Here is a 21,678-nt window from a genome sequence, read left to right on the forward strand (position 1 = left end):
ACTTTCGAAAGGTTGTGACAGCTTAAAATGGATCACACGCAAACCCCGCTTTTCACTGCTCTCAAGCAGCATGCGGCCAGCAATCCCGTTCAATTTCACATTCCGGGACATAAAAAAGGACTCGGCAGTGATCAGGAGTTCCGAGAGTTTATTGGCGACAATGCCCTTTCCATAGATCTGATCAACATTGCGCCGCTTGACGATCTTCATCAGCCGATGGGGGTTATTGAGAGGGCGCAGAAGCTCGCAGCTGATGCGTTCGGCTCCGACTATACCTACTTCTCTGTGCAGGGAACCAGCGGTGCGATTATGACGATGATCATGACGGTATGCACGCCGGGCGATAAAATTATCGTGCCGCGCAATGTGCACAAATCGATCATGTCCGCCATTATCTTCGCCGGTGCCAAACCGATCTTCGTCTCGCCCGTGCGTGACGAGAATCTCGGAATTGACCACGGCATTACGACCTCTTCGGTTCGCCGTGCACTGGATCGCCATCCTGACGCCAAAGGCGTGCTGGTGATCAATCCGACGTATTTCGGCGTTTGTGCCGATCTGAAGGAAATTGTGGAGCTGGCTCACAGTCGCGGTGTACCCGTGCTGGTAGACGAGGCCCACGGGGTACTGATCCATTTTCATGAACAGCTGCCGGTCTCTGCAATGGCTGCCGGTGCTGACATGGCTGCAACGAGCGTGCACAAGCTGGGCGGTTCGATGACGCAAAGCTCCGTGCTGAACGTTAATGTGAAAAACGGGCATGTGAACCCGCAGCGTGTGCAAACCATTATTAGCATGCTCACCACAACGTCGACTTCTTATATTTTGCTTGCTTCTCTGGACACGTCGCGTCGCAATCTGGCGCTGAACGGTCATGAGATTGCCGAGCGTGCGATTGGATTGGCGCAAAATACGCGCCGCCGGATCAACGAAATTGAAGGTCTGTACTGCTTTGGCGAGGAACTGCTGGGCGGCGAAGCGACATTTAATTACGATCCGACCAAGCTGACGATCCACATTCGCCATCTAGGCATTACTGGGTATGATGCGGAAAACTGGCTACGTGATCATTTTAATCTGGAGATTGAGATGAGCGATATGTACAATATCCTTTGTCTGGTAACGCCGGGTGATAATGAGGACAGCGTAGAGATTCTGGTGCAGGCGCTGACTGCGATGTCTGCGGAATTCCATGGCTCTGGTCGCGAGATCAAGGAACTGGTTGTGAAGATTCCGGAGATTCCGCTGCTGGCTATTACGCCGCGTGATGCGTTTTATGGTGATACCGAGACGGTTCCGCTGGCAGAAGCTGCGGAGCGCATTATCGCCGAGTTTATTTATGTGTATCCGCCGGGCATTCCGATTCTGCTGCCGGGCGAGGTTATTTCGCAGGAAAACATCGACTACATCACGGATCATGTGAAAGTTGGGTTGCCGGTGAAAGGTCCTGAGGATCGAACGGTGCGTAACGTTAAAGTAATCGTGGAGGCGGATGCGATTATTTAACTCGTGGCAAACCGCTGCGGAAAGGGATAAGGGAATGGGACTCCGGTGGAGCCGCGAGAATCTCTGGAATTAGGATAAAATGTAGATTCTCGTAGCTCCAAGGTCGTTCCATTTCCCTTATTCCCTTCCCTCCGCTCCGTGCTATTGCCAAGGTTTCATATCGTTCGCCAGGTGAGTGGCAGGGAAAGAGTTGAAGAGATTTAAGACTTTACTTTATACTTTTGGATCTTAGCTTCTTTTGGATTTGCACTTTGTTTTTAAAGTTTTCATTTACTTTATGTGCAGCCTTATCATTTTTATGTAATGCTTTAATAGACAGACTTCTCATTTTGTATGTGGGAAGTCTTTTTGATGTGTTAGGATTGAATTTGAATAAGTAAAAGGACTTCGATCCCTGGGGATGAAGTCCTTTTGTTTTAGTGATGGACACTTTATCGTTAGGTGCGGATGAAGTGTCTTGTTATTGTGTAGTGAATTAACCTTCTTCGGACTGGGCTACCAGTTCTTCGTAGGCTTGTTCTACGGCTTTCCATTCGGCTTCATCTTCGATGTTTGCCAGAACCATGCCGTCTTCTTCTTCTTCGAGACGCATGATGTAGCCGTCTGCTTCAGGGTTGCCGCGTTCCAGCAGCAGGGCGTACAGTTTTTCACCTACGTCGAATGTTTCGACCATAACCATCTCGACATCGTTGCCTTCTTCGTCGGTCAGGGTCAGGACGTACTCTTCGTGTTCGTGGTCATGATCGTGGTTGCAATTCTCATCGTGTACATGCTTTTCGCTCATGGATATAACCTACCTTTACGTATATTGGGGATATGATATCTTTATACTCACGCACATATTTCCCGGTTTCCATCAATCTATCGGGTGTTCGGACATAATGATACCGAACGGTCCGTTTCCGCTTCTGTCCGGAGATGAATTGTCCGGAAGTTAAAAATAACACCTGTGTATCGTACCACTTTCGTCTGTACAGGTCAATTGAACCATGCACATCTATTGGGCATAGAATGGGATGCGATTAATTGAGTGCGGTAATGACTTTTTGCGAAACGAGTGTGTAGTCGCTAGCGCCCGCTTTTTTCATATAAAAGCCGACGGTATATTGTCCGGTCGTTGCAAAATTGTACGTAAAATCGTACGTTCGGAACCAGAAATTGTCTTTCTGCTGGGAGATATTTTGACTCTGGATGTCTTTTTCACTGCCGGAAGGGTCGGTAATCGCCACTTTAACGGCAGAAATATCGGTGCTCAGATTATCCACCTGAGTAAATACGTTGAATTTCACTTTCCCCTTGTTCACATTCCCGAAGGCGGTATCTCCCTTGAATAAAAAGATATGTACGTTCGGTTTATATAACTTGACGGTTTTGGCGTCATTGTCAAAATCGACCAGACCGTCGATTTCACGCAGCGGCACATACGTTTTGCCGTCAATGATATAGGAGCCTCCATCCACTTCATTGCCATTGATCCAGACGCGTACCTGCTGATAGGCAGCATCTGCGAACAGCACCGAGCTTCCCATCAAAAAGAACGTCAGGGTGAGGGCTGCTATTGTTTTCCATTTCATTTATTGCTCCTCCTTCAACGATATGTCAAGCATGAGGTTCATGCTGATCTTCTATACATGTATACTCCAGATGACGCGTTCTGTTGCGGTAAAAAAATTGTAACCTTTTGCATGGAAAAGGGCATTGAAAACAGCATGAATACGTCGATAAGCGTCATGTTATTTGCGGATGTTCATTATGTAGGTAACCCCTAATGATATTGTATCCAGAACGGTTGCTTTACACCAGTGTTTTCCTTGCTGACGTGTATTTTTTGTGATTTGGCATATTGTATTTAAGCAGACAGCGGCACATTTTGGAGGATGTTAAGAATATGGTACAGTTAAGGCGTATACCGTTTGTATATTGGAACGTTGACGAGGAGGATCATCATGACCATTACGTTGCAAATGCTAGGAACTGGCAATGCGTTTGCCAAAAAATATTATAACAATAATGCGCTTGTCCATGCGGATGATTATACGCTGATGATTGATTGTGGCATCACCGCACCAATTGCGCTGCATGAGCTAGGCAAAGAAATTCCAGAGATCGACAGCATTCTGATCTCACATATTCACGGTGATCATGTCGGCGGGTTGGAAGAGATCGGATTCCGTGGGTATTTTGTACATCAGCGCAAGCCGGTGTTGTATATCGCGAGTCCACTTATTCGCCCGTTGTGGGACAATACGCTGAGTGGCGGGATGAGTCAGGAAGGAATTGAACGCATTGAAGATGTGTTTGATGTGAAGCCACTCGTTGCCGAGCATCCGGTACAGCTATCGCCCGGTTTGAAAATCGAGCTGATCCAGACTCCGCATATTGAAGGCAAAAATAGCTATTCTGTGCTAATCAACGATACGACCTTTTACAGTGCAGATATGAAATTCCAGCCGCAGCTGTTGGAGCATCTTGTATATGAACGCGGCGTGCGCACCATTCTGCACGATTGCCAGCTGTATCCACCGGGTATTGTGCATACTACGCTGGATGAACTGCTCAGTCTGCCACAGGATGTTCGTGCTACGATCAAGCTGATGCACTATAACGATACCAAAGACGATTTCATCGGTAAAACAGCCGAGATGGAGTTTATCGAGCAGCACAAACGGTATACATTTCCACAATAAATGAAATTCCTCATATGAGCGATAAAGCGGCATCATTTACATCATTGATGCGCTTTACAGATCTACATCTGACGAACCCGGGACGGTGACGTGATCGTATGTATCGCAATTTAAATACAGGTGTGGTGGAGATTGACGGTAAACTGACGATGGAAGAGGCAAAGGAGATTGCGCGCCTCTCCTCTATCCGTACGCTGCAATTTACCGCTGCGCTGGAATGGCAAAGTTACCATTATATCAACCATATCATTCTTCCCGCTTGCCCGGATATGACGGTACGCGCGTATCATTTTCATGGACAGGTATGCGATCTTGCTTTTGTAGAGCAGTTACCCGATTTGCGAAGTCTAGCAGTGCTCTGTCAGGGCGAGTTTGTTAATCTGGATTGTATCGCGGCGCTGCCTCAGTTACAACGATTGAATGTGCAGCTGCATCAGCTGGATAGCTTTGACTTTTTACAACAGGTGAACCCTCAGCTGTCTGGCTTAACGCTAGGACAAACAGCATCCAAAAAACCTTCGCTACAAGGTATTGCCCGCTTTGAGCAATTGCATGAATTGACGGTGGAAGGGCATCGGAAGCAGATCGAAGAGATTGCACAGCTGACTCATTTACAAAAGCTAAGTCTGCGCTATCTGACGCTGCCTGATGTGAATTTCTTGCGGCAGTTACCGGAACTGTGGTGGCTGCAAATCTATACTGGCGGTACGAATGAATTGGGTGCGCTCGCCGAACTGAAGCAGCTCAAATATATCGATCTGTCGCAAATCCGTGGGCTGGATCAACTGGATTTTCTATCGTCAATGACAGGGTTACAGTATATTCGTATCGGTGCGATGCCGCATATTCACGAATTGCCTGCATTGAATCAATTGAAGCAGCTTCGCAAAATCGAGCTGTATAATATGAAAGGCTTGCAGCGGCTGGACAGTCTACAACATCCTCCGGCATTAACGGAGTTTATCCAGCGTGAAGCGTGGGAAATGGAAGCCGAGTACTACATCCCACTGCTGCAAAATCCAGCCTTGCAACGTGCTTATGTACATCTGCGCAATGAGAAGAAATTTACGCGTTTTCGTCAGTTGCTGGAAGAACACGGCAAAAAGAACGCCGCCGATGAGCAGAGTGCTGGGCGCACTAGCTGGTTAACGACAGATTTTCCATTTGAATAAATAAAAGCTAATATACAAAAAAGCCGGATGCACTTCAACAGAGAATGTCATTCTCCATTGAAGATAGTATACGGCTTTGTACTGATATTAATGTAGATCGTGCTTTACATTGACCCGTTCGCTTCTTCCACCATTTTATTCAATCGCTTCACATCTTCATCCAGCATCTCTTCGGTATACTGTCCCTGCCCAAAATTCACCAGCGCGCGTAATGGCATAAAGCGTGTCATCGCCAGCAACAAATCGGGGCTATCGCCCATCATGTCGTTCAAACCAGAGCGTTTGCCAAGTTCCTCTGCCATATCGGCAGTTGCTGGATTGGCAGCAATGTCACCGATGATCGTATTACGATGGAACACTGTTTGGAGTTGAACAGTCGATTCCACCTGAACGGTCTGTTTTAATACAATATCGCGTGAGGAAGAACCAATACGTAGTTCATACTCGCCAGTCTCCACATGCCAGTCGCGCAGCTCTGTATGATAGTAAGCAAATGCCCGTTTATCCAGCGTAAACTGAACAGTCTTGCTCTCACCTGGCTCCAGCGCGACCTTGGCAAAGCCTTTCAGCTCCTGCTCTGGACGAATCACTACGCTCTCTGGATCATGCACATATAGCTGCACAATCTCCTGTCCCGCAACGGAACCGGTATTACGTACCTCGACTTGCACATGGATACTATCCTGATCGGTTACTGATGTACGATCTACTTGTATATGATCGTAGGCAAAGGTCGTATAACTCAGCCCATAGCCAAACGGGAACAGCGGCTCCACCTGCTTCGTATCGTAATACCGATAGCCGACAAAGATGCCCTCCCGATATTCTACGCGGTCGCCTTCACCCGGGAAGTACAGAAACGATGGATTGTCGCTCAGCTTGACCGGGAATGTCTCTGGTAGCTTACCACTTGGATTGATTTCGCCAAATAACAAATCCGCTGCGGCACCTCCACCTGCCTGCCCACCCAAATATCCTTCCAGTACAGCTGACGTCTGATCCAGCCATGGCATCGTTACCGGTGAACCGTTACTCAGCACCACAACCAGCTTGGACTGCACTGCTGCCAGTGCATCGATCAACTGCTGATGGTTGAGTGGCAAATCCAGATGCGTACGGTCATACCCTTCCGATTCATAACGATCCGGCAGACCGGTAAACAGAATCACTACATCCGCTTGTTCTGCCAGTTTTACCGCCTCATGCACCAGCTCCTCCTTCACTTCGTCGCTATCCAGATCATACCCCGGCGCATATGTCACCTCGGCATCACTACCTACCAGCTGGCGAATCTCATCCAGTGCTTTGTCCAGATGGGTAGGGTTGATATGTGAGCTACCGCTTCCCTGATAGCGCGGCTGCACAGCAAATTCACCAATTACCGCAATGGTTCCACGTTTGGATAATGGCAGAAGTTGATTGTCATTTTTGAGTAATACCATACTTTCGGCAGCTACACGGCGTGCCAGTTGATGATGCTGCTCCTTGTCAAAAGTAGCATTGGGCTGTTGCAATTCAACCGCCTTGAATACAAAGCGCAATACTTGCTCTACAGCATTGTCCAGCACCTGCGCATCCAGCTTGCCTTCCTTGACCGCTGCAACAATTTTGGCATCGCCGATACCGCCATTTGCAGGCATTTCCAGCTCAAGTCCTGCTTTGAGCGCATCTACACGTTCATTGACTGCACCCCAGTCGGATACGACAAAACCTTCGAATCCCCATTCCTTGCGCAAAATATCGGTCAGCAAATATTGATGTTCTCCAGCGTAGGTGCCGTTGACTTTGTTATATGAACACATGACAGTCCATGGCTGTGCCTGCTTCACTACACCTTCAAAGCTCGCTAGATAAATCTCGCGTAGCGTCCGCTCGTCAACAATCGTATCGACTGACATACGCCGCTCTTCCTGATTGTTAGCGGCAAAGTGCTTGAGCGATGTGCCGACATTCTGACTTTGTACACCTTGAATATGATGAGTAGCCAGCTCTGACGACAGATACGGATCTTCGGAAAAGTATTCAAAATTCCGTCCGCACAATGGGGAACGCTTGATATTCGTACCCGGACCGAGCACAACCGCAACCTGCTCTGCCTGTGCTTCTTCGCCAATCGCCTGCCCCACCTGATGCAGCAACTCGCGATTCCACGATGCTGCCAGCCCTGCCGCAGTCGGAAAACAGGTTGCAGGTACGCTATCGTTTAACCCCAGATGATCGCCGCCTTCACTCTGCTTGCGCAGCCCGTGCGGACCGTCAGTCATCATCACCGATGGAATACCTAGTCGCTCAATCGGTTGTGTATGCCAGAAATCAAGCCCCGAACAGAGACTTGCCTTCTCCTCCAACGTTAACTGCTGGATCAGCTCGGCGATATGTTTGGTAGATGAATGGATCGTAGATGGATCAACAGATGCTGTTTGCTTGGAATGGGATGAATGATTTGACATGAATCATGTGCTCCTCTCTGATTGTGGATCGTCGGTCAAGCGCTTAGTATATGTGTTGGTATACTGTTACTTCGATCTCCGTACATACCGCTGCTACAGCTTATGTAACTTTCATATCAATCGAAATATCGCACTTGATCTCAAAATAGCCTACAAAAATTCAGCAAGTTACTCTCCATCTCATTACCCATAAAAGGCACTCTGATAAACGAAGTTTATTTTGCTAATTGGCTCATTCGATGATTGAAAAGGAACATTTGTTCGTATATAATATAGATAAATAAACGAACAAATGTTCTGATTAGAGGGATGATTATGCTAGCTAACCATATCGGAGAACTGCTTGAAATTGTATATCTGGACCAGACAGGCAAGCTGTCCCAGCGCCGTATCGAGATCCGGCATATTCGCAATGGTCTTGTCTATGCCGACTGTCTTCGTTCCGGTGAACCACGCACATTTAAACAAGAAAATATTCTCGCTTGGCAGCCTTCTAAGGCGATACGACCAACCATCTCAGTCAAAGAACTGGCAGCGATGACATTAGACAAATCTCCTACTCTTACTAACAAAATATCACAAGTTTCCTAATTTATTGCCGCTAGTAACATCCATTACACCACATACACAATTCCAGCTCCAACAATCTACAACCCATAAACTCATAAACTCATAAACTCATAAACTCATAAACTCATAAATGATACAACACGAGCAATCTATAAAGAAACAGCGGCTCTCCGTAGAGAAAGCCGCTGTCTATTGTTGTTCTTTCACATCACATATCATATATGAATTCGCCATATCATATCTTGCTTCACATCTTCACATCTCATCAGCTCAGTTGCGACAATCGGGTTAGCAGATCATGATAATCCGCCAGCTCTGCCGCGCTATTCGCTGGCTCGCCGGATTTGACAAACTCGATACGACTGCTGCCACCGCCCAGTTGACCGCGCGCTTCCAGCACATGCTGCAAATGACGCGCCGTACCATTGCTGCCATCAATAATATCCACTTCTTCTGGAAAATACCGTCGCAATTGATCTTTGAAAAATGGAAAATGTGTACAGCCCAGCACAACTGTCCCGTATTCATCCAGCTTGTAACCCGCCAGCGCCTCATCCAGATAAGCCATCACATGATCATCGTCAAATTGACGACACTCCGCCAGCTCCACCAACCCTGGCATCGGTAAACTTTCCACCAGATCGTGAGTATCGATACTTTTGACCAGATTGTGAAACTTCTCTTCATTCAAAGTCAAACGTGTTGCCATTACAAGCACCTTTTTGTGCTTGATAACACTGTTCTGCACCGCTGGCTTCACTGCCGGTTCTATCCCAAGAATCGGAAAATCATATTTTGCGCGTAGCTCACTGACAGCGATGCTAGTCGCTGTATTACATGCAAGCACAATCGCTTTGACATGCTGATCCGCCATATATTGGGCAGCATCCATTACATATTGCTTTACTTCGTCTTTGCTTTTCTCCCCGTATGGCACATGCCGGGTATCCGCATAAAACAGATAATCTTCGTCCGGCATGAGCTTCATAGCTTCATGCAGCACAGTCAATCCACCGATGCCGGAATCAAATATTGCGATCTTCACGCCGTTCACTCATCCTTCTATCCATTCATTGGCCGCCTGCCCGTTCCTTTCGGTACAGCTCCGGTCGTTATCTTCATATGTGTCATTATAGCCTGTTCATGTATAAATGAACACTCACGCCTGCATCCATTCCAAAGCCTGCTGCAACAGATTCGTAAAATGTACTGGATAATTATGCTCCAGTCCAGGTAGCAAATGCAATACATGCGGAATATCGCGCGCCTTCAATTCGGCGGTCAATTCCTCCACCCCTGGACGGCAATCCTCATCGTGCTCGCCGCAAATGATGTACAATTTCACACCATGTTCTTGCCAATCGTTCAGCGCTTCCTGCCATTCTTCTGGATGGGGAAGCCACGGCGCTACTAGAATCAATCCAGCCGCGGCAGCGGGATACAATCCTGCTGTATACAGCGCCACCCGTGCACCAGCCGAGAAACCTGCTAGAATCGGCTTGCGCGCAGTATGTGGTGCCGTTGTGCGCTCATGATCATGCAGTTGTTCCTCAGCACGCGCTGTTGCTGATTCTGGCTCACCCGCTACAGGCAAACCGCTGTCGATTCGCGCCAGCTCCATCATCGCATGTTCCAATTCGCCGGATGCCTGTTCCAGATCATTCCAATCATATGCATCGGAAAATTGAATCTGTGATGATTGCAGCAACGCGAGCTTGTATCCTTTGTCTAGCGCCGGTTTCCATACAGGCTCGACCACATCGTTATTCTCCAATTCACCATGCAACACAAACAACGTCCGCAGGGAAGAAGGAGATTGTTGATCGTCCGGCAGTACGATTTGCAGCGCAGCCGTACTTTGCGCAATCGCCTGAGCTTCTTTATCGCGACAAACCGCTACAATCTGTTGAAAATCCGGCTCATCACGTAGATCAGCCAGATCCTCATCGTCCAGTAAATAATCTGGGCTATACCAGTAACTATGCTGTAATACTGCTTCTCGGAGCAGTGATAGCGCTTCTTCCTTACGTCCACACGCCGCAAGCAGAGAATACTGCAAATTGTACATCTGCGCCGGATTCGCCTGACCGTCCTCCAGATGTTCGCATACAAAATGATGCGCCGCTGCGCTACCGTGCTGGGCATATATGTCCATCGCTCGGTGCATCAGCCCCGTATATGTAAATTCACTCATGACGTAAAACCCTCCTGTATTATCTTCCATCGTCTGACTCGGTAATAGAGCCATCTTGCACATCATTATCCTTACACAGTATACATCAACTTTAATCAGATGCAGAATAACGATGCCTATATGTAGAATCATAAACGCACAAAAAACAGGCAGCGATTCACTCACTGCCTGCACCTTATAGTAGTATAACAACATTGTTTATTTATTCGCGGACAATTCATCTCCGGTCAGCCACATATGATTCTTCACCGGTTGTCCACCATCGGTTGGAGTGTAATCGACCATATACACCGTCGTTTGCTGCGCTGAATCAATCGTCGCCTTGGCACCATCCATGCCTTTCATATGATCGGCATCCAGTACGACCTGATCGCCGACTTTGTAAGGCGCGGTAGCAGCGTCTTCGAGTTCCTCATGAACTACCCACTTATGATCTTTGACCGGTTGACCGCCAGTTGTTGGAGTGTATGAGACGGAATACACAGTGGTATCATAAGCGCCACGTATGGTCGCTTTGGCACCTTTCATACCATCCATATGATCCGATTCAATCGTCACCTGACTACCTACAGGAAAGGTCGGGTTGGCTGCGGCTTTCATATCATCCGGCGGCTCATTCATGTCGTTATGCTGCATGTCCATGCTATCCTCTTGATCATCCGCCTCTCCTTCCATATCCGATGTATCCGACGATTCTGGATTCATAGTACCGGAATTGGAGTCTTCGCTCTGCATATGCGTGTCTGTCTCCTGCTGTCCGGTTGTATCGGAAGATGTTCCGGTGCTTCCCATATTGTTGCTTCCGCAGGCACTCAGCAATACCGTCAGCGCTACAATACCACTATATGCCGCCCATTTTGTCGACGTGCGTTTACTTGTTGATTTCATATGATCCGCTCCTTTGTACCTTTTCTAGTTAGTATCATCTCATGTGCAATCTTGATTCCAAGTATTCATCCTTATCGCCTCTCTATACACTATACCCCTATATGGTATATGATAACAATTTTACACAAATAGACACAAAAAAATCGCAATCTCCATACGAAGCAAGATTACGATCTCTATGTATTGCGCATTTCAAACTATGTTGTATGTGATATTCAATTTACGTGTCCAAACGATCCTCTATACGTAATAGTACCGTTTCCGAGCGGACGCTTCATTCAGATGCTCTACTGTGACCACATGCTCCAGCGGTACCGCTCCAGTCACGCCTTGCAACTGTCGCCAGCTCGTTTGCCCGGTTAATGATTGCCGATCCGGTCGCTCTGTGTCAAAGATACGTTGCCAGCTCTGCTCCTTGGTGATCGCTCCATATCCAGCGCGGTATCGTTGCCATTCGCGATGATTACGCGCATTAAATGTATCATTTAACACAGCATGCCATTCCTCAAAGTCCGACAACAAGACATCCTCTGGCTGCAATCTGAGCGTTAAGCATACACATTGCTGTCGTCCAGTATAATGATGCAATTCCTGTAAATCCGGCTGCTGCGGCCATACCCATACTGGATAACTGCCGTCATACCCCGGCAAACGCTGCCCCATCTGACTCATCATCCAGTGGTATGGCTTCATAAACATAATATGCTCAGGATGTCCATGCAGAAATCCGCTACGCTGCGCAGCGTCCCATGCTTCCAGTGACTGGACAGTCCAATATTTGATTGTAGAAGATGGTTGAAATGTGGAAGATATGATGCTGTGAATCATCGGACAACCTCCTGACAGACATTCATTTTCGTATCATATCAGAAAATCACTTATTTTTTAAGTCACCGAACAAGCACAATATATCGAACACTATTGAATACATCATGATTGAATATATCGCGATAGCTAGAAATGTAAAGATGCTAGCCAAACAAAAACGCGTAGCTACAGTCTGTCAGACCGTTCTACGCGTTTTCTGTATACGATCTTTTAGCCCATATCCGTTTCGGCTCATTCTGCCGATACATAGTAGAGTGAGATCATATTGTATATTTGTTTATGTTCAAACGTATTAGTTGGTTTCCATATACTGAGTCAGCAGTTGTTTTACTTTGCCACGTACTGCCAGATCGGAGTTGTTATGGTTGCTGACGATTTGTTGAATTTGGGACATAAAGTCCAGCTCGCGGTTGTCGATATTGAATGTACCTTGTTCTTGTGTATTTTCCATCATGATGTTCATCCTCCGTTATATATAATATAGCGTCAGCATTACAGCTGCGCATGAAGGGCAACGCCCTGTGTTAGATAAGTATCGTAGTATCAACAAGTGTTAGTGGATCGTAATGATTTCTAATGTGTATATCACCTTCCTACACACTTTTAAAACAGAGTTTTGCAAGTTTTTTACCATAAATTATGTAATTTTCGTGAATATAAGAATGATAGCGGTATCATTTATAGGATAATGCTCCGTATTATTCGTGATTGCTCCCGACGACGTTAAGATGCTGCTTTTTTGATTGACGGTATGAGAATGCACTGCTATATTCTTAATAGTAAAAATTACGATTTTTTAATCATTTTGTATGATTTTCGTTTTGTCAGGCAGGGAAGTGCATCGATGTGGTCGAACATAGCTAATAACCGGGAGAAAAGTAGGATGTTTTGTGAAGATTACAACCTTGCTTTGATTCCATTGTCGTGTATACATGCTTCAGAAAACTGATCTTGCAGGTTGGAGACAGATGCAGTGAACGATATATCATCTTTAGTAAAAGCATCGGGCATCACTGAAAAACGCATAATAAAGGATGAGCGCACAATTGAGAAAATTAATATCCTTCGCAGCCATCATGCTGCTTGCCGGTTTGATGTCACAACCGGGCTATGCAGCCAAGTCGTCAAATGAACTGCAACACGAGCTGGATGCTGTGGAACAGCAATCCAAAGATGCCACTGCCAAGCAAAAAGCCGCCGAATCGCGCAAGCAACAATCGCAGATACTCAAGCAGCACGCGCAGGATGATCTTGGCAAAGTATTAACAGCGATTAACGATGTAAGCAGCCAGATCGCACGCGTATCCAATGATATTTCCCAGACGGAAGCCGGGTTGCGTCAAGCAAAACAGGATTTGCAGGAAGCCAAGCAACGCATTCAGGCGCGTGAAGGTATGATCGATACACGCGTGCGAATGATGTATACCGATGGCTTTGTCTCTTATCTTGATGTGCTCATGTCAGCGAACAACTTTTCCGACTTCCTCGCTCGTGCCGATTCGCTGCGTATGATCGTAGAACAGGATCAGGATATTTTGCAGCAGCAGGAACAGGACAAGCAGCAGGTGATCATCACCCAGAACCAGCTGACTGCTGATTATGCGCGCGCCAAATCTCTCTATGCGGAAAAGGCAACCCGCAAAGCCGAATTGAGCGCCAAGGAAAATCAGAAGCATGTGCTGATTACCAAATACAATGCCCAGATTGAGAATGCCGATGATATTAGCGCTGATCAGGAGCAGCAATTGTGGGCGCTTGCCGATCAACGCGCCTCCCTCTATCGGGAAAAGACAGCTGCCGAAAGTCGCGAACGTGAAGAACGTGCACAGGCGGAAGCTCGTGCTCGTGCCGCCGAGCAAGCACGACGCGCTGCCGAAGCTGCGGCAGCCGCTGCTGCACAACAGGCAGCTCAAGCGGCACAAGCACCAGACAGTAGTGTTAGTGGCTCCGACGATGGTGGCGGTGGCAGTGATGATTCCGGCAATTCTGGTGGCAATTATCAGCCAAGCGGTAGCGGCATCATGACAATGCCAGTCGTCGGTGCGCGTATCTCTTCTCCATTCGGCTATCGTTATCATCCGATTACTGGACAATATAAAATGCACACCGGTATCGATCTCGCCGCTCCACAAGGTACGCCGATCTATGCCGCGGATGGTGGCACTGTCGTTGTTGCCAGTTGGCTGAACGGATATGGCAATGTCGTCATTATTGATCACGGCAACGGTACACAAACACTGTACGCGCACATTCGCGATGGCGGTACGATGGTATCAGTCGGCCAAGGGGTAGGCAAAGGCGACAAAATCGCTGAGGTTGGTTCTACGGGCAACTCGACTGGTCCACACTGTCACTTTGAAGTACGCATCAACGGCAATCCGGTTGATCCGATGGGGTATCTGTAAATGATGCCCCGGATGCTTTCTTGGAATGCGATTCATTGTTTCCCGTTTCGGCCAGCCAGCTTGTATGTGCTGGCCTTTTTGCTGCTACTTGGTATGAATCTGATGCCACTGCGCACTGCTTCTGCTCATGCCTACAGCGTCGCTTTTACCCGGATCAGCTATAGTGATGGACAGATGACGCTTCAATATGCGCTGGATGATCTGTCTGTGTTGGAGGCGCTACCCGGTGTAGATCGCAATCAGGATTATTATCTGGATGAGCAGGAATTGACCGCTGCACATGATCGAATCATGGTGTGGCTGAATCAGTATTTGCACGTACAAGATCAAGGTCAGCCTGTTGATCTGAATACGGGTACACTGATGCTTAACCGCGAGCTGCCGGACAAAGAGAACTTCAAATTCAAAGACAAGATCAGCTATAGCGATCTGCTGCTTCCTAACGCCAAGCTCGTCACATTAACCGTGCAGCTTCCGGTTACAGGCAAAGTGGACAACATCAGTTTTCAGGACGATTTTCATCAAGTGATTCCAAGTGAATATGCCAATTTCATTAATGTAATCAACGATGGCACTATCCAGTCCACCTCTGCCCTCTTTCAAGCGCCATGGAGCTTTCAGGTCGAGATCAATCATGCAGACGGCAGTAGCAAAGTAGAAAGTGGCGGCTGGTTGACCTTTCTTCGACTAGGTTCGCAGCATATTTTGACTGGAACCGATCATCTGCTGTTTCTGCTCACCTTGATCGTACTGCGTATGCGACTGCGTGATTATATCAAAATCATTACGTCGTTCACGATTGCACATAGCCTCACGCTCGCGCTATCCGTGCTCGGTATTGTTACTCTGCCTTCGCGGTTCGTAGAATCGATGATTGCGGCAAGCATTGTGTATGTTGCACTGGAAAATCTGTTCTTCCGTCGTAATGCTCGCAATCGCTGGTGGCTTACATTTCTGTTTGGACTGATTCATGGGCTTGGTTTTGCCGATTTGCTAGTAGATATGCAGTTGCCAACCAATCAACTGGTGCCTGCCCTACTCAGCTTCAATCTTGGTATTGAACTGACACAATTGACCTTGCTTGCAATTGCTCTGCCGCTATTGACACTGTGGTATCGCACCCGATGGTATCCGCGTACCTTTATCGTGGTCAACGCTCTAGCGGTTTGTGTTGCGGCGTTCTGGTTATTTCAACGTCTAACGATGTAATACCCTGAGATGCTACAGGATCATGTCATCCAGCAATAAATCATCACCATAACAATAAAATGTAATGTTGTTCACTTCACAGGGTGAACTGTTAGACTACTCGTATCTGTGATACCGATCCTATATTGATATTTTACAGATTTTGCGCACAAAAAAGCCTGCCTTGATCAGGCAGGCGATGAAATGCTGAGATCCGGATTCATGCGGTGTAACTCATCCACGGTGTTCAAAAACCGATGATGGGCGATGCCGCATTTTTTGGATTTACGGTTGGTTTCCATTTCAAAATAGGCTTCCTTACGCATCAGATCGATCCAGACGATGCTGTCCGCATGAATCAATACCCCGCGATCCACCTCCAGAAAATGATACCCCTGTTCCCGCAAATGACTGGCCCAGTGCTTGATCGAGCCGTTCATATGATAGGTGCCGTCCTGTGTATGAACCACGATCCGGTCTTTCCGGCGATCATAACTCATAAACCAGACAGCAGATACGGCAATCTCAAGCTGCTCTGTCTGTTTATCTTGTTCTCTGGTTACTTGCAACAACACGATCACTCCTATAATTATTTCTTTAAGAGCTCCTCGGGTACTTCTGGAGAATAAACGAACAGTGAGCTGGATATACTGACAAAAAACAGGCTTAATGAAGACAACACTGTTGCCAGCACAAAATAACCATGTTGGATTGCGCGCATAGGAATCACCTCCTTCGTATCAGACTAACTGATTGAACGAAGAAAGCTAGCGCAACCGGAACAGACAGCACATAAAGGTTGATCGCGACCAGAAAGCAGCCCGCTATTTTGAGCAACGGATAGTATGTTTCGAAAATTCGGGAATGGTTAGCTAGATGAGACGGAGCGTAGAAGAGAATGAGTATAATACTCATACATGTCAAAATTATACAATAGATAGTTGGCAATGTCATCATGGATAATGTGACAAAGAGAAGAGAGGAGAATGCTACGCAGCCCATTCCGGTTTTCAGATGATAACCGCCAGTGAGTTGGCGTAAAAGAGCAAAGGAGAACATAATGATCATGGCAGGATGGAAGGTGCCAAGCAGTGTGGAGAGAAGCATCGTCACCAATATAATGAGCGTTATATTGATAACGATGGATAAGCCATATTTGAGAACGGCAATGCTGGAGGGATGATGTGGTACCATGTGCTTAATATGTTGTGCAGTTCGCTCAGCCAGATATTCAATCATAGGCCGCCCGCTCCTTCATAATGGAATAATAGATGAATATTCCTGCCAATAGCGCGAAGAAGATAATGATGTAATAGAGGTTGTTGTAATACATCAGAAATGAGGCGAAAATCAGCGCCGCTACCGTGAAGATCACGATGGCGATATGCTCAAACTTGAAGCGAAACTTCTCAAAGTCGGCGATAAATCCGAATTTGAACAGATGAAGCGCATAACAGATACCGACAGCGATGAGACTGGATACAACCTGAATGATGGAGCCTTCTACTGAATATTGCATATCTGACGTAAAAGAACCATATAACCCGAGAATCACAAGCGCCTGAATAATGGCATATACGAGAATACCGCAAACTGCGATAATCGTAGACCATAACAAGGGCACCCGCACAATCGTCGTAATAATCAGAATAAACGAGATCGTGCTAACTGCCGTCATAATCGACGACAAATCCAGCTCCGCCCGAATCAAATAACTGATCAAACTCATAATTAGCGAGATCAGCGCTACCGATCCGACATAGTCCAGCGGACGTAACCGAAAGATCGAAAGCATCAGTGCAAAAACCGCTAGATTCTCAACACTGGAAAAAAATACAAATCTTATTGCATCAAGCAACTTTCTTCCTCCTAATTCAAATACATACATAAATTATACGTGAATTGGTAGCTTTTTCAATATGAAAAATGAAGAGTATTCAAAACACAAATAATCGGATAAGTATGCAGTGTAATTCTGCTGCTTATCCGACCGATTTTGGCATATATATGTGATTGGATGATCTATATCCTTATATAATATAAGAACTTGCTTACAAGCACGCACTCTTATATACATCTATTCCATTAGATAAAGATAGTCTTCTGCTATGAACTTCTCAAACAGTTAGCATACTGTCGCAGATCCAACACACCTCAATCTTCCGAAACATCTGCCCGCAATACGCTAGCAACTTCGATCATCTTCGGAATGACCGCTTCATTGGCACCAGACACATACAGATCGCCGCCGTAATGACGGAATGGAATCGTCGCCGTGCCCTGATGCCATAAGAAAAAGTCGCCTTCAATCGACATGGTCGTCTCTCCTTTGACAGTAAAGACCGGTGTATATTCAATATCCGCCTGAGTTGCAAAATAAGCTTGGCACTCCTCCAGCGTAATTTCTTTGGCAGCCTCATCAATATTCTGCATTTCACGTGTAATGCGATAACGTTGACTCATGGTTTCTCTCCTTTTGACTCTGAATTAAACGTCCAATACTTGGACACTTAGCATTCTCGAATCTATAGTATACACAAAGTTATGCACAATATACAAAGAAATACGAGACAATTTCAAGCAAAAACCCTCCATAGATCGGAGGGTTTACAGGCAATGATTTGAGATTTTCAATATAGAGGATGACATTATATTGTAATTAGCATATATGCAGGAATGTAAATCAACGCAGCGCATCAATTGCTGCCTGTACATACGACGGAATAGAACGATCGTGCTTCTCCATCATATTGCGTGTATAAACGACCAACTGCTTGCCATCTACTACAGGATAGCCGCACTCGTGCTCCCCTTTGTATTCGATAACGGAACCTTTCGCATGCTTCCTTGCATCCTCATATTCGATCAACACATGGAACACTTGATTTGCCGTCTTGTCGATATACGCATAAGCCTCGCTAGCCATGCATCTCCCTCCTTTGTCTCTGCTTGGTTCAATAATTGGTTTGTGCTTTTTTCTATTATGTAAATGTTGACTACAAAGTGCAAGTCCGGGAACCGAGAGATCAGACGCAGCAAGGGATTGTGGGTAGTAGCGTTTGATGCTGTATCAATAATCTAGCATGCAAAATGCTTATTAAATTTAGAGTATATCCCATTCTAAGTTCTAAGTTCTAAGTTCTAAGTTCTAAGTTCTAAGTAGGTACGGCGAATGAATCTGCGTGAAACAACAAAGCGCCCTATGAAGTTCAAGCAATCTGCTCTCACTGCTTCATCCTCATGAAGCACAACCGATCATATTACACATTGGTTCGTACCTATACATACGGCTCATCAAACGGTAGTTTTGCCAGTTTTCATCGTATAGACAAACAAGCGTACAACAACCAGCGCCAGACCAATCCATAACAATGCACTAAGCGGCACATCTCGCAAAGCAAGCTTGATTGTCATAAACAACGTAGTAAGTGGAATCAAAATAACAAAAACTAACGCAATTGCAAAAACGATTCCAATGATTCGATTGAGTAGGATTTTGTTCATACTGAATAGGCTCTTTTCTTTAAGAGTTATGAAAATCAATACACGATTTATTCCAAATCCACATATTCATCTATTCTCAACATACATGTATTTTGTATGTTAAAGTTCGTCTATCATTGTGTAGCAGCAGCTCTCATCATTACTATGTGTAAATTATTCGCTAGAAATTTGCATTCCCCTGCTATGTCGTGAAGAATGATTAGCATTTATTTTGGATTTGGAGAAGCTGCTTGATTTTGTCAACCGTTCCATCATTGTGCGGAACATGCATATTAATTTGTAAATCAGGGGCTTGTGATGGATGAACAGACAAGTGATCAAAGTTTAATACTCCGACAACAGGATGATACACCTCTTTCATCATATTGAACGTATCTACCACATCATGTTTCGCCCACATACGTTGAAACTCCGAGCTGATCATAGATAATTGTTCCACCTGCTGTTTCCACCAAGGATCATCTGCGTATTGTGCATAATTGGAGCGGAATTGCGCCATGATCATATGAGCATGCTGCTCCCAATGCTCTCCTTTCAACGTGCGAAAAAAGTCAGATGTAAAGGTAATCCACAAAAAATTATCATCATGCTCATCAGGAGTCGGTTTATTTTCCTCAAAAATGAAATTTGCTTGGTTACGGGCGATAATATTCATCTTTGTATCCATAATACTTGCGGGTGTGTATTCCATGCTATCAATCAGTCTTTGCAATTCCAAACTAACGCGAGTTTGAGGCCTTTCTTGCTGGGGAGGAGATTGACGATGGGCAAGTAGAAACATATGCTTTCGTTCTGCACTATTCAGTTGTAAAGCTCTTGCCACACTTTCCAGAACTTCGATTGATACGTTAATAGGTCTCGCTTGCTCCAAATAAGTGTACCACTCCAAACTAACTCCAGCTAACATCGCTACTTCAGTGCGACGTAATCCAGGTGTTCGTCTTCGTCCAAAACCTGAAATACCTGCTTGCTCCGGTGTTAACCGCTCACGACGACTGCGCAAAAAATGAGCGAGCTCACTGTATCGATCAAACTCCACATCTGCCATAGTTTATCCCCCTTACTATAATCTGAATCGGTTGATTATCATCGGTGTGTACATAAAGACCATGATTGTAGATAGTATTGCCAGTACTAGGATAAAGGCTCCTCTCCCTGTTAGCTTCACAGCTTTATACAATAATACATGCAACCCTATCTACTTTAAATAAGAAAGGACGAAGTAACATGAAATTACACAATAATACCATTTTAATTACAGGAGGATCAGCAGGCATTGGACTAGAGTGGACGAAGCGACTGCTTGCATCTAATACATTAATTATTACCGGAAGAAATGCAGAAAAGCTTGCAGATGCCAAAGCCAATTTTCCAGAACTGCATACTTATGTGAATGACATTTCAAAAGAATCTGAGCGCATTACTCTGTTTGAGAACATCACTTCTGAACATCCTGAGATAAATGTATTGATCAATAATGCAGGGGTCATGCGATTTCCGTCGTATCGTCAACCAGAACCATGGACAATTACAGAGAGCGAGATTTTGACTAACTTCTCTGCACCTGTACATTTGAATACCTTATTCGCAAAATATTTTAGCGAGCATTCTCGTGAAAGTACCATTATCAATGTTACGTCTGCTCTGGCTCATGTCCCACTTGCACATTCCGCTGTATATTCAGCGACAAAAGCAGCACTTCATTCTTACACAATTTCATTGAGACATCAATTGAAAGATCAACCGATCGAAATTATTGAATTGGCTCCTCCCCAAGTTCACACCGATCTGGGTGCACCGGGGTTGAATGAAGCAGGAATGCCGTTGAGTATGTTTATAGATGAAGTAATGGAAGCATTGGAACGTGGGGAACAAGAAATTGTGCCAGGCATCGCGAAACAGATTGCACATGCATCAAGAGCAGAAAAAGAACAATTTTTTGCACAAATCAACTCGTAAATTGAGACTTCATTCTAATCGAATATAACAATTATTATTATTATATCTGCACATAACAAAAGGTTTGAATGCGACCACTATGAGGTATCTAGTGACCATCGTATTCAAACCTTTTACTGCTACATTATATGATTTGTACATAAAAAAAGCCCTTGCTACGCAAGGACTTTCGGCGATGACCTGTAGTGGGATCGAACCACTGACCCCTACCCTGTCAAGAATACAGGATAACAAATCATCAATATATCAAGCGTTTATACGATTTGTTTATATCAGACTACAATCTTGCAATTTCTTATATCTCAATTATATAGTAGTTGGCAAACG

23 protein-coding genes are annotated in these 21,678 nt (G+C 45.6%); 7 read left to right on the forward strand and 16 right to left on the reverse strand.

Going from position 1 to position 21,678, the window contains the following annotated elements; all coding sequences use genetic code 11:
* The first annotated feature begins 27 nt into the window (after nucleotides 1-27).
* Nucleotides 28-1,506, forward strand: a complete 1,479-nt coding sequence (locus tag ACDE64_RS15910; RefSeq protein ID WP_411343117.1) for an aminotransferase class I/II-fold pyridoxal phosphate-dependent enzyme — start codon at nucleotides 28-30, stop codon at nucleotides 1,504-1,506.
* 475 nt (nucleotides 1,507-1,981) lie between these two features.
* Here ACDE64_RS15910 and ACDE64_RS15915 read toward each other — a convergent pair whose 3' ends face one another.
* Both ACDE64_RS15915 and ACDE64_RS15920 read right to left on the reverse strand, forming a co-directional pair.
* Complete coding sequence (locus ACDE64_RS15915; RefSeq protein ID WP_411343118.1) at nucleotides 1,982-2,290, reverse strand: DUF1292 domain-containing protein; 309 nt, start codon at nucleotides 2,288-2,290, stop codon at nucleotides 1,982-1,984.
* A 238-nt stretch (nucleotides 2,291-2,528) separates the two neighbouring features.
* Complete coding sequence (locus tag ACDE64_RS15920) at nucleotides 2,529-3,080, reverse strand: copper amine oxidase (protein ID WP_411343119.1); 552 nt, start codon at nucleotides 3,078-3,080, stop codon at nucleotides 2,529-2,531.
* A gap of 372 nt (nucleotides 3,081-3,452) precedes the next feature.
* Between ACDE64_RS15920 and ACDE64_RS15925 the strand changes: the two genes are divergently transcribed.
* Nucleotides 3,453-4,193: an MBL fold metallo-hydrolase gene (locus ACDE64_RS15925; protein ID WP_411347460.1), complete on the forward strand. Its 741-nt coding sequence runs from the start codon at nucleotides 3,453-3,455 to the stop codon at nucleotides 4,191-4,193.
* A 98-nt stretch (nucleotides 4,194-4,291) separates the two neighbouring features.
* Nucleotides 4,292-5,365, forward strand: a complete 1,074-nt coding sequence (locus ACDE64_RS15930) for a hypothetical protein (RefSeq protein ID WP_411347461.1) — start codon at nucleotides 4,292-4,294, stop codon at nucleotides 5,363-5,365.
* Nucleotides 5,366-5,469: 104 nt separating this feature from the next.
* Here the strand turns inward: ACDE64_RS15930 and ACDE64_RS15935 are convergent, their stop codons facing one another.
* Entirely contained in the window at nucleotides 5,470-7,815 is a 2,346-nt protein-coding gene (locus tag ACDE64_RS15935) for a glycoside hydrolase family 3 C-terminal domain-containing protein (protein ID WP_411347462.1), read from the reverse strand.
* 315 nt (nucleotides 7,816-8,130) lie between these two features.
* On the opposite strand from ACDE64_RS15935, the gene ACDE64_RS15940 reads away from it, so the two are divergent.
* Nucleotides 8,131-8,406 (forward strand): hypothetical protein, encoded by a 276-nt coding sequence (locus ACDE64_RS15940; RefSeq protein ID WP_411347463.1) that lies wholly within the window; start codon nucleotides 8,131-8,133, stop codon nucleotides 8,404-8,406.
* Between the two features lie 244 nt (nucleotides 8,407-8,650).
* Here the strand turns inward: ACDE64_RS15940 and murI are convergent, their stop codons facing one another.
* From murI to ACDE64_RS15965, 5 genes are all read right to left on the reverse strand, one after another.
* Nucleotides 8,651-9,430 carry a glutamate racemase gene (gene murI, locus ACDE64_RS15945; RefSeq protein ID WP_411347464.1) on the reverse strand — a complete coding sequence of 260 codons (780 nt, stop codon included), beginning with the start codon at nucleotides 9,428-9,430 and terminating at the stop codon, nucleotides 8,651-8,653.
* 114 nt (nucleotides 9,431-9,544) lie between these two features.
* Entirely contained in the window at nucleotides 9,545-10,579 is a 1,035-nt protein-coding gene (locus ACDE64_RS15950) for an alpha/beta hydrolase (protein ID WP_411347465.1), read from the reverse strand.
* A 198-nt stretch (nucleotides 10,580-10,777) separates the two neighbouring features.
* Entirely contained in the window at nucleotides 10,778-11,467 is a 690-nt protein-coding gene (locus ACDE64_RS15955) for a YdhK family protein (RefSeq protein ID WP_411347466.1), read from the reverse strand.
* A 240-nt stretch (nucleotides 11,468-11,707) separates the two neighbouring features.
* Nucleotides 11,708-12,295, reverse strand: a complete 588-nt coding sequence (locus tag ACDE64_RS15960; protein WP_411347467.1) for a DUF3841 domain-containing protein — start codon at nucleotides 12,293-12,295, stop codon at nucleotides 11,708-11,710.
* 292 nt (nucleotides 12,296-12,587) lie between these two features.
* Nucleotides 12,588-12,749: a hypothetical protein gene (locus ACDE64_RS15965; protein ID WP_367059965.1), complete on the reverse strand. Its 162-nt coding sequence runs from the start codon at nucleotides 12,747-12,749 to the stop codon at nucleotides 12,588-12,590.
* A gap of 592 nt (nucleotides 12,750-13,341) precedes the next feature.
* On the opposite strand from ACDE64_RS15965, the gene ACDE64_RS15970 reads away from it, so the two are divergent.
* Together ACDE64_RS15970 and ACDE64_RS15975 are read left to right on the forward strand one after the other, a co-directional pair.
* Nucleotides 13,342-14,700 (forward strand): murein hydrolase activator EnvC family protein, encoded by a 1,359-nt coding sequence (locus tag ACDE64_RS15970; protein WP_411347468.1) that lies wholly within the window; start codon nucleotides 13,342-13,344, stop codon nucleotides 14,698-14,700.
* Entirely contained in the window at nucleotides 14,701-15,909 is a 1,209-nt protein-coding gene (locus tag ACDE64_RS15975) for a HupE/UreJ family protein (RefSeq protein WP_411347469.1), read from the forward strand.
* 167 nt (nucleotides 15,910-16,076) lie between these two features.
* Here the strand turns inward: ACDE64_RS15975 and ACDE64_RS15980 are convergent, their stop codons facing one another.
* From ACDE64_RS15980 to ACDE64_RS16015, 8 genes are all read right to left on the reverse strand, one after another.
* The gene (locus ACDE64_RS15980) at nucleotides 16,077-16,460 is read right to left on the reverse strand and encodes a hypothetical protein (RefSeq protein WP_411347470.1); all 384 of its coding nucleotides are present in this window, start codon (nucleotides 16,458-16,460) and stop codon (nucleotides 16,077-16,079) included.
* Nucleotides 16,461-16,477: 17 nt separating this feature from the next.
* On the reverse strand, nucleotides 16,478-16,609 hold the full coding sequence (locus ACDE64_RS15985; protein ID WP_411343131.1) for a cyclic lactone autoinducer peptide: 132 nt from the start codon (nucleotides 16,607-16,609) through the stop codon (nucleotides 16,478-16,480).
* Nucleotides 16,610-16,614: 5 nt separating this feature from the next.
* Complete coding sequence (locus ACDE64_RS15990) at nucleotides 16,615-17,127, reverse strand: accessory gene regulator ArgB-like protein (protein WP_411347471.1); 513 nt, start codon at nucleotides 17,125-17,127, stop codon at nucleotides 16,615-16,617.
* Nucleotides 17,120-17,746, reverse strand: coding sequence for a hypothetical protein (locus ACDE64_RS15995; RefSeq protein ID WP_411343133.1), 627 nt, complete (start codon nucleotides 17,744-17,746; stop codon nucleotides 17,120-17,122). Before ACDE64_RS15995 ends, ACDE64_RS15990 begins: the two co-directional genes overlap by 8 nt.
* Before the next feature lie 296 nt (nucleotides 17,747-18,042).
* Nucleotides 18,043-18,351 (reverse strand): hypothetical protein, encoded by a 309-nt coding sequence (locus ACDE64_RS16000; protein ID WP_411347472.1) that lies wholly within the window; start codon nucleotides 18,349-18,351, stop codon nucleotides 18,043-18,045.
* Nucleotides 18,352-18,571: 220 nt separating this feature from the next.
* Complete coding sequence (locus ACDE64_RS16005; RefSeq protein ID WP_411347473.1) at nucleotides 18,572-18,814, reverse strand: hypothetical protein; 243 nt, start codon at nucleotides 18,812-18,814, stop codon at nucleotides 18,572-18,574.
* A gap of 368 nt (nucleotides 18,815-19,182) precedes the next feature.
* A complete protein-coding gene (locus ACDE64_RS16010) occupies nucleotides 19,183-19,392 on the reverse strand; it encodes a hypothetical protein (protein WP_411343136.1) in 210 nt (69 codons plus the stop codon).
* A 199-nt stretch (nucleotides 19,393-19,591) separates the two neighbouring features.
* Complete coding sequence (locus tag ACDE64_RS16015) at nucleotides 19,592-20,440, reverse strand: helix-turn-helix transcriptional regulator (RefSeq protein WP_411347474.1); 849 nt, start codon at nucleotides 20,438-20,440, stop codon at nucleotides 19,592-19,594.
* A 179-nt stretch (nucleotides 20,441-20,619) separates the two neighbouring features.
* Between ACDE64_RS16015 and ACDE64_RS16020 the strand changes: the two genes are divergently transcribed.
* Entirely contained in the window at nucleotides 20,620-21,351 is a 732-nt protein-coding gene (locus tag ACDE64_RS16020; protein ID WP_411347475.1) for an SDR family oxidoreductase, read from the forward strand.
* Nucleotides 21,352-21,678: the final 327 nt, after the last annotated feature.

The sequence above is a fragment of the Paenibacillus sp. WLX2291 genome (assembly GCF_046603665.1).
Classification (GTDB): domain Bacteria; phylum Bacillota; class Bacilli; order Paenibacillales; family Paenibacillaceae; genus Saccharibacillus.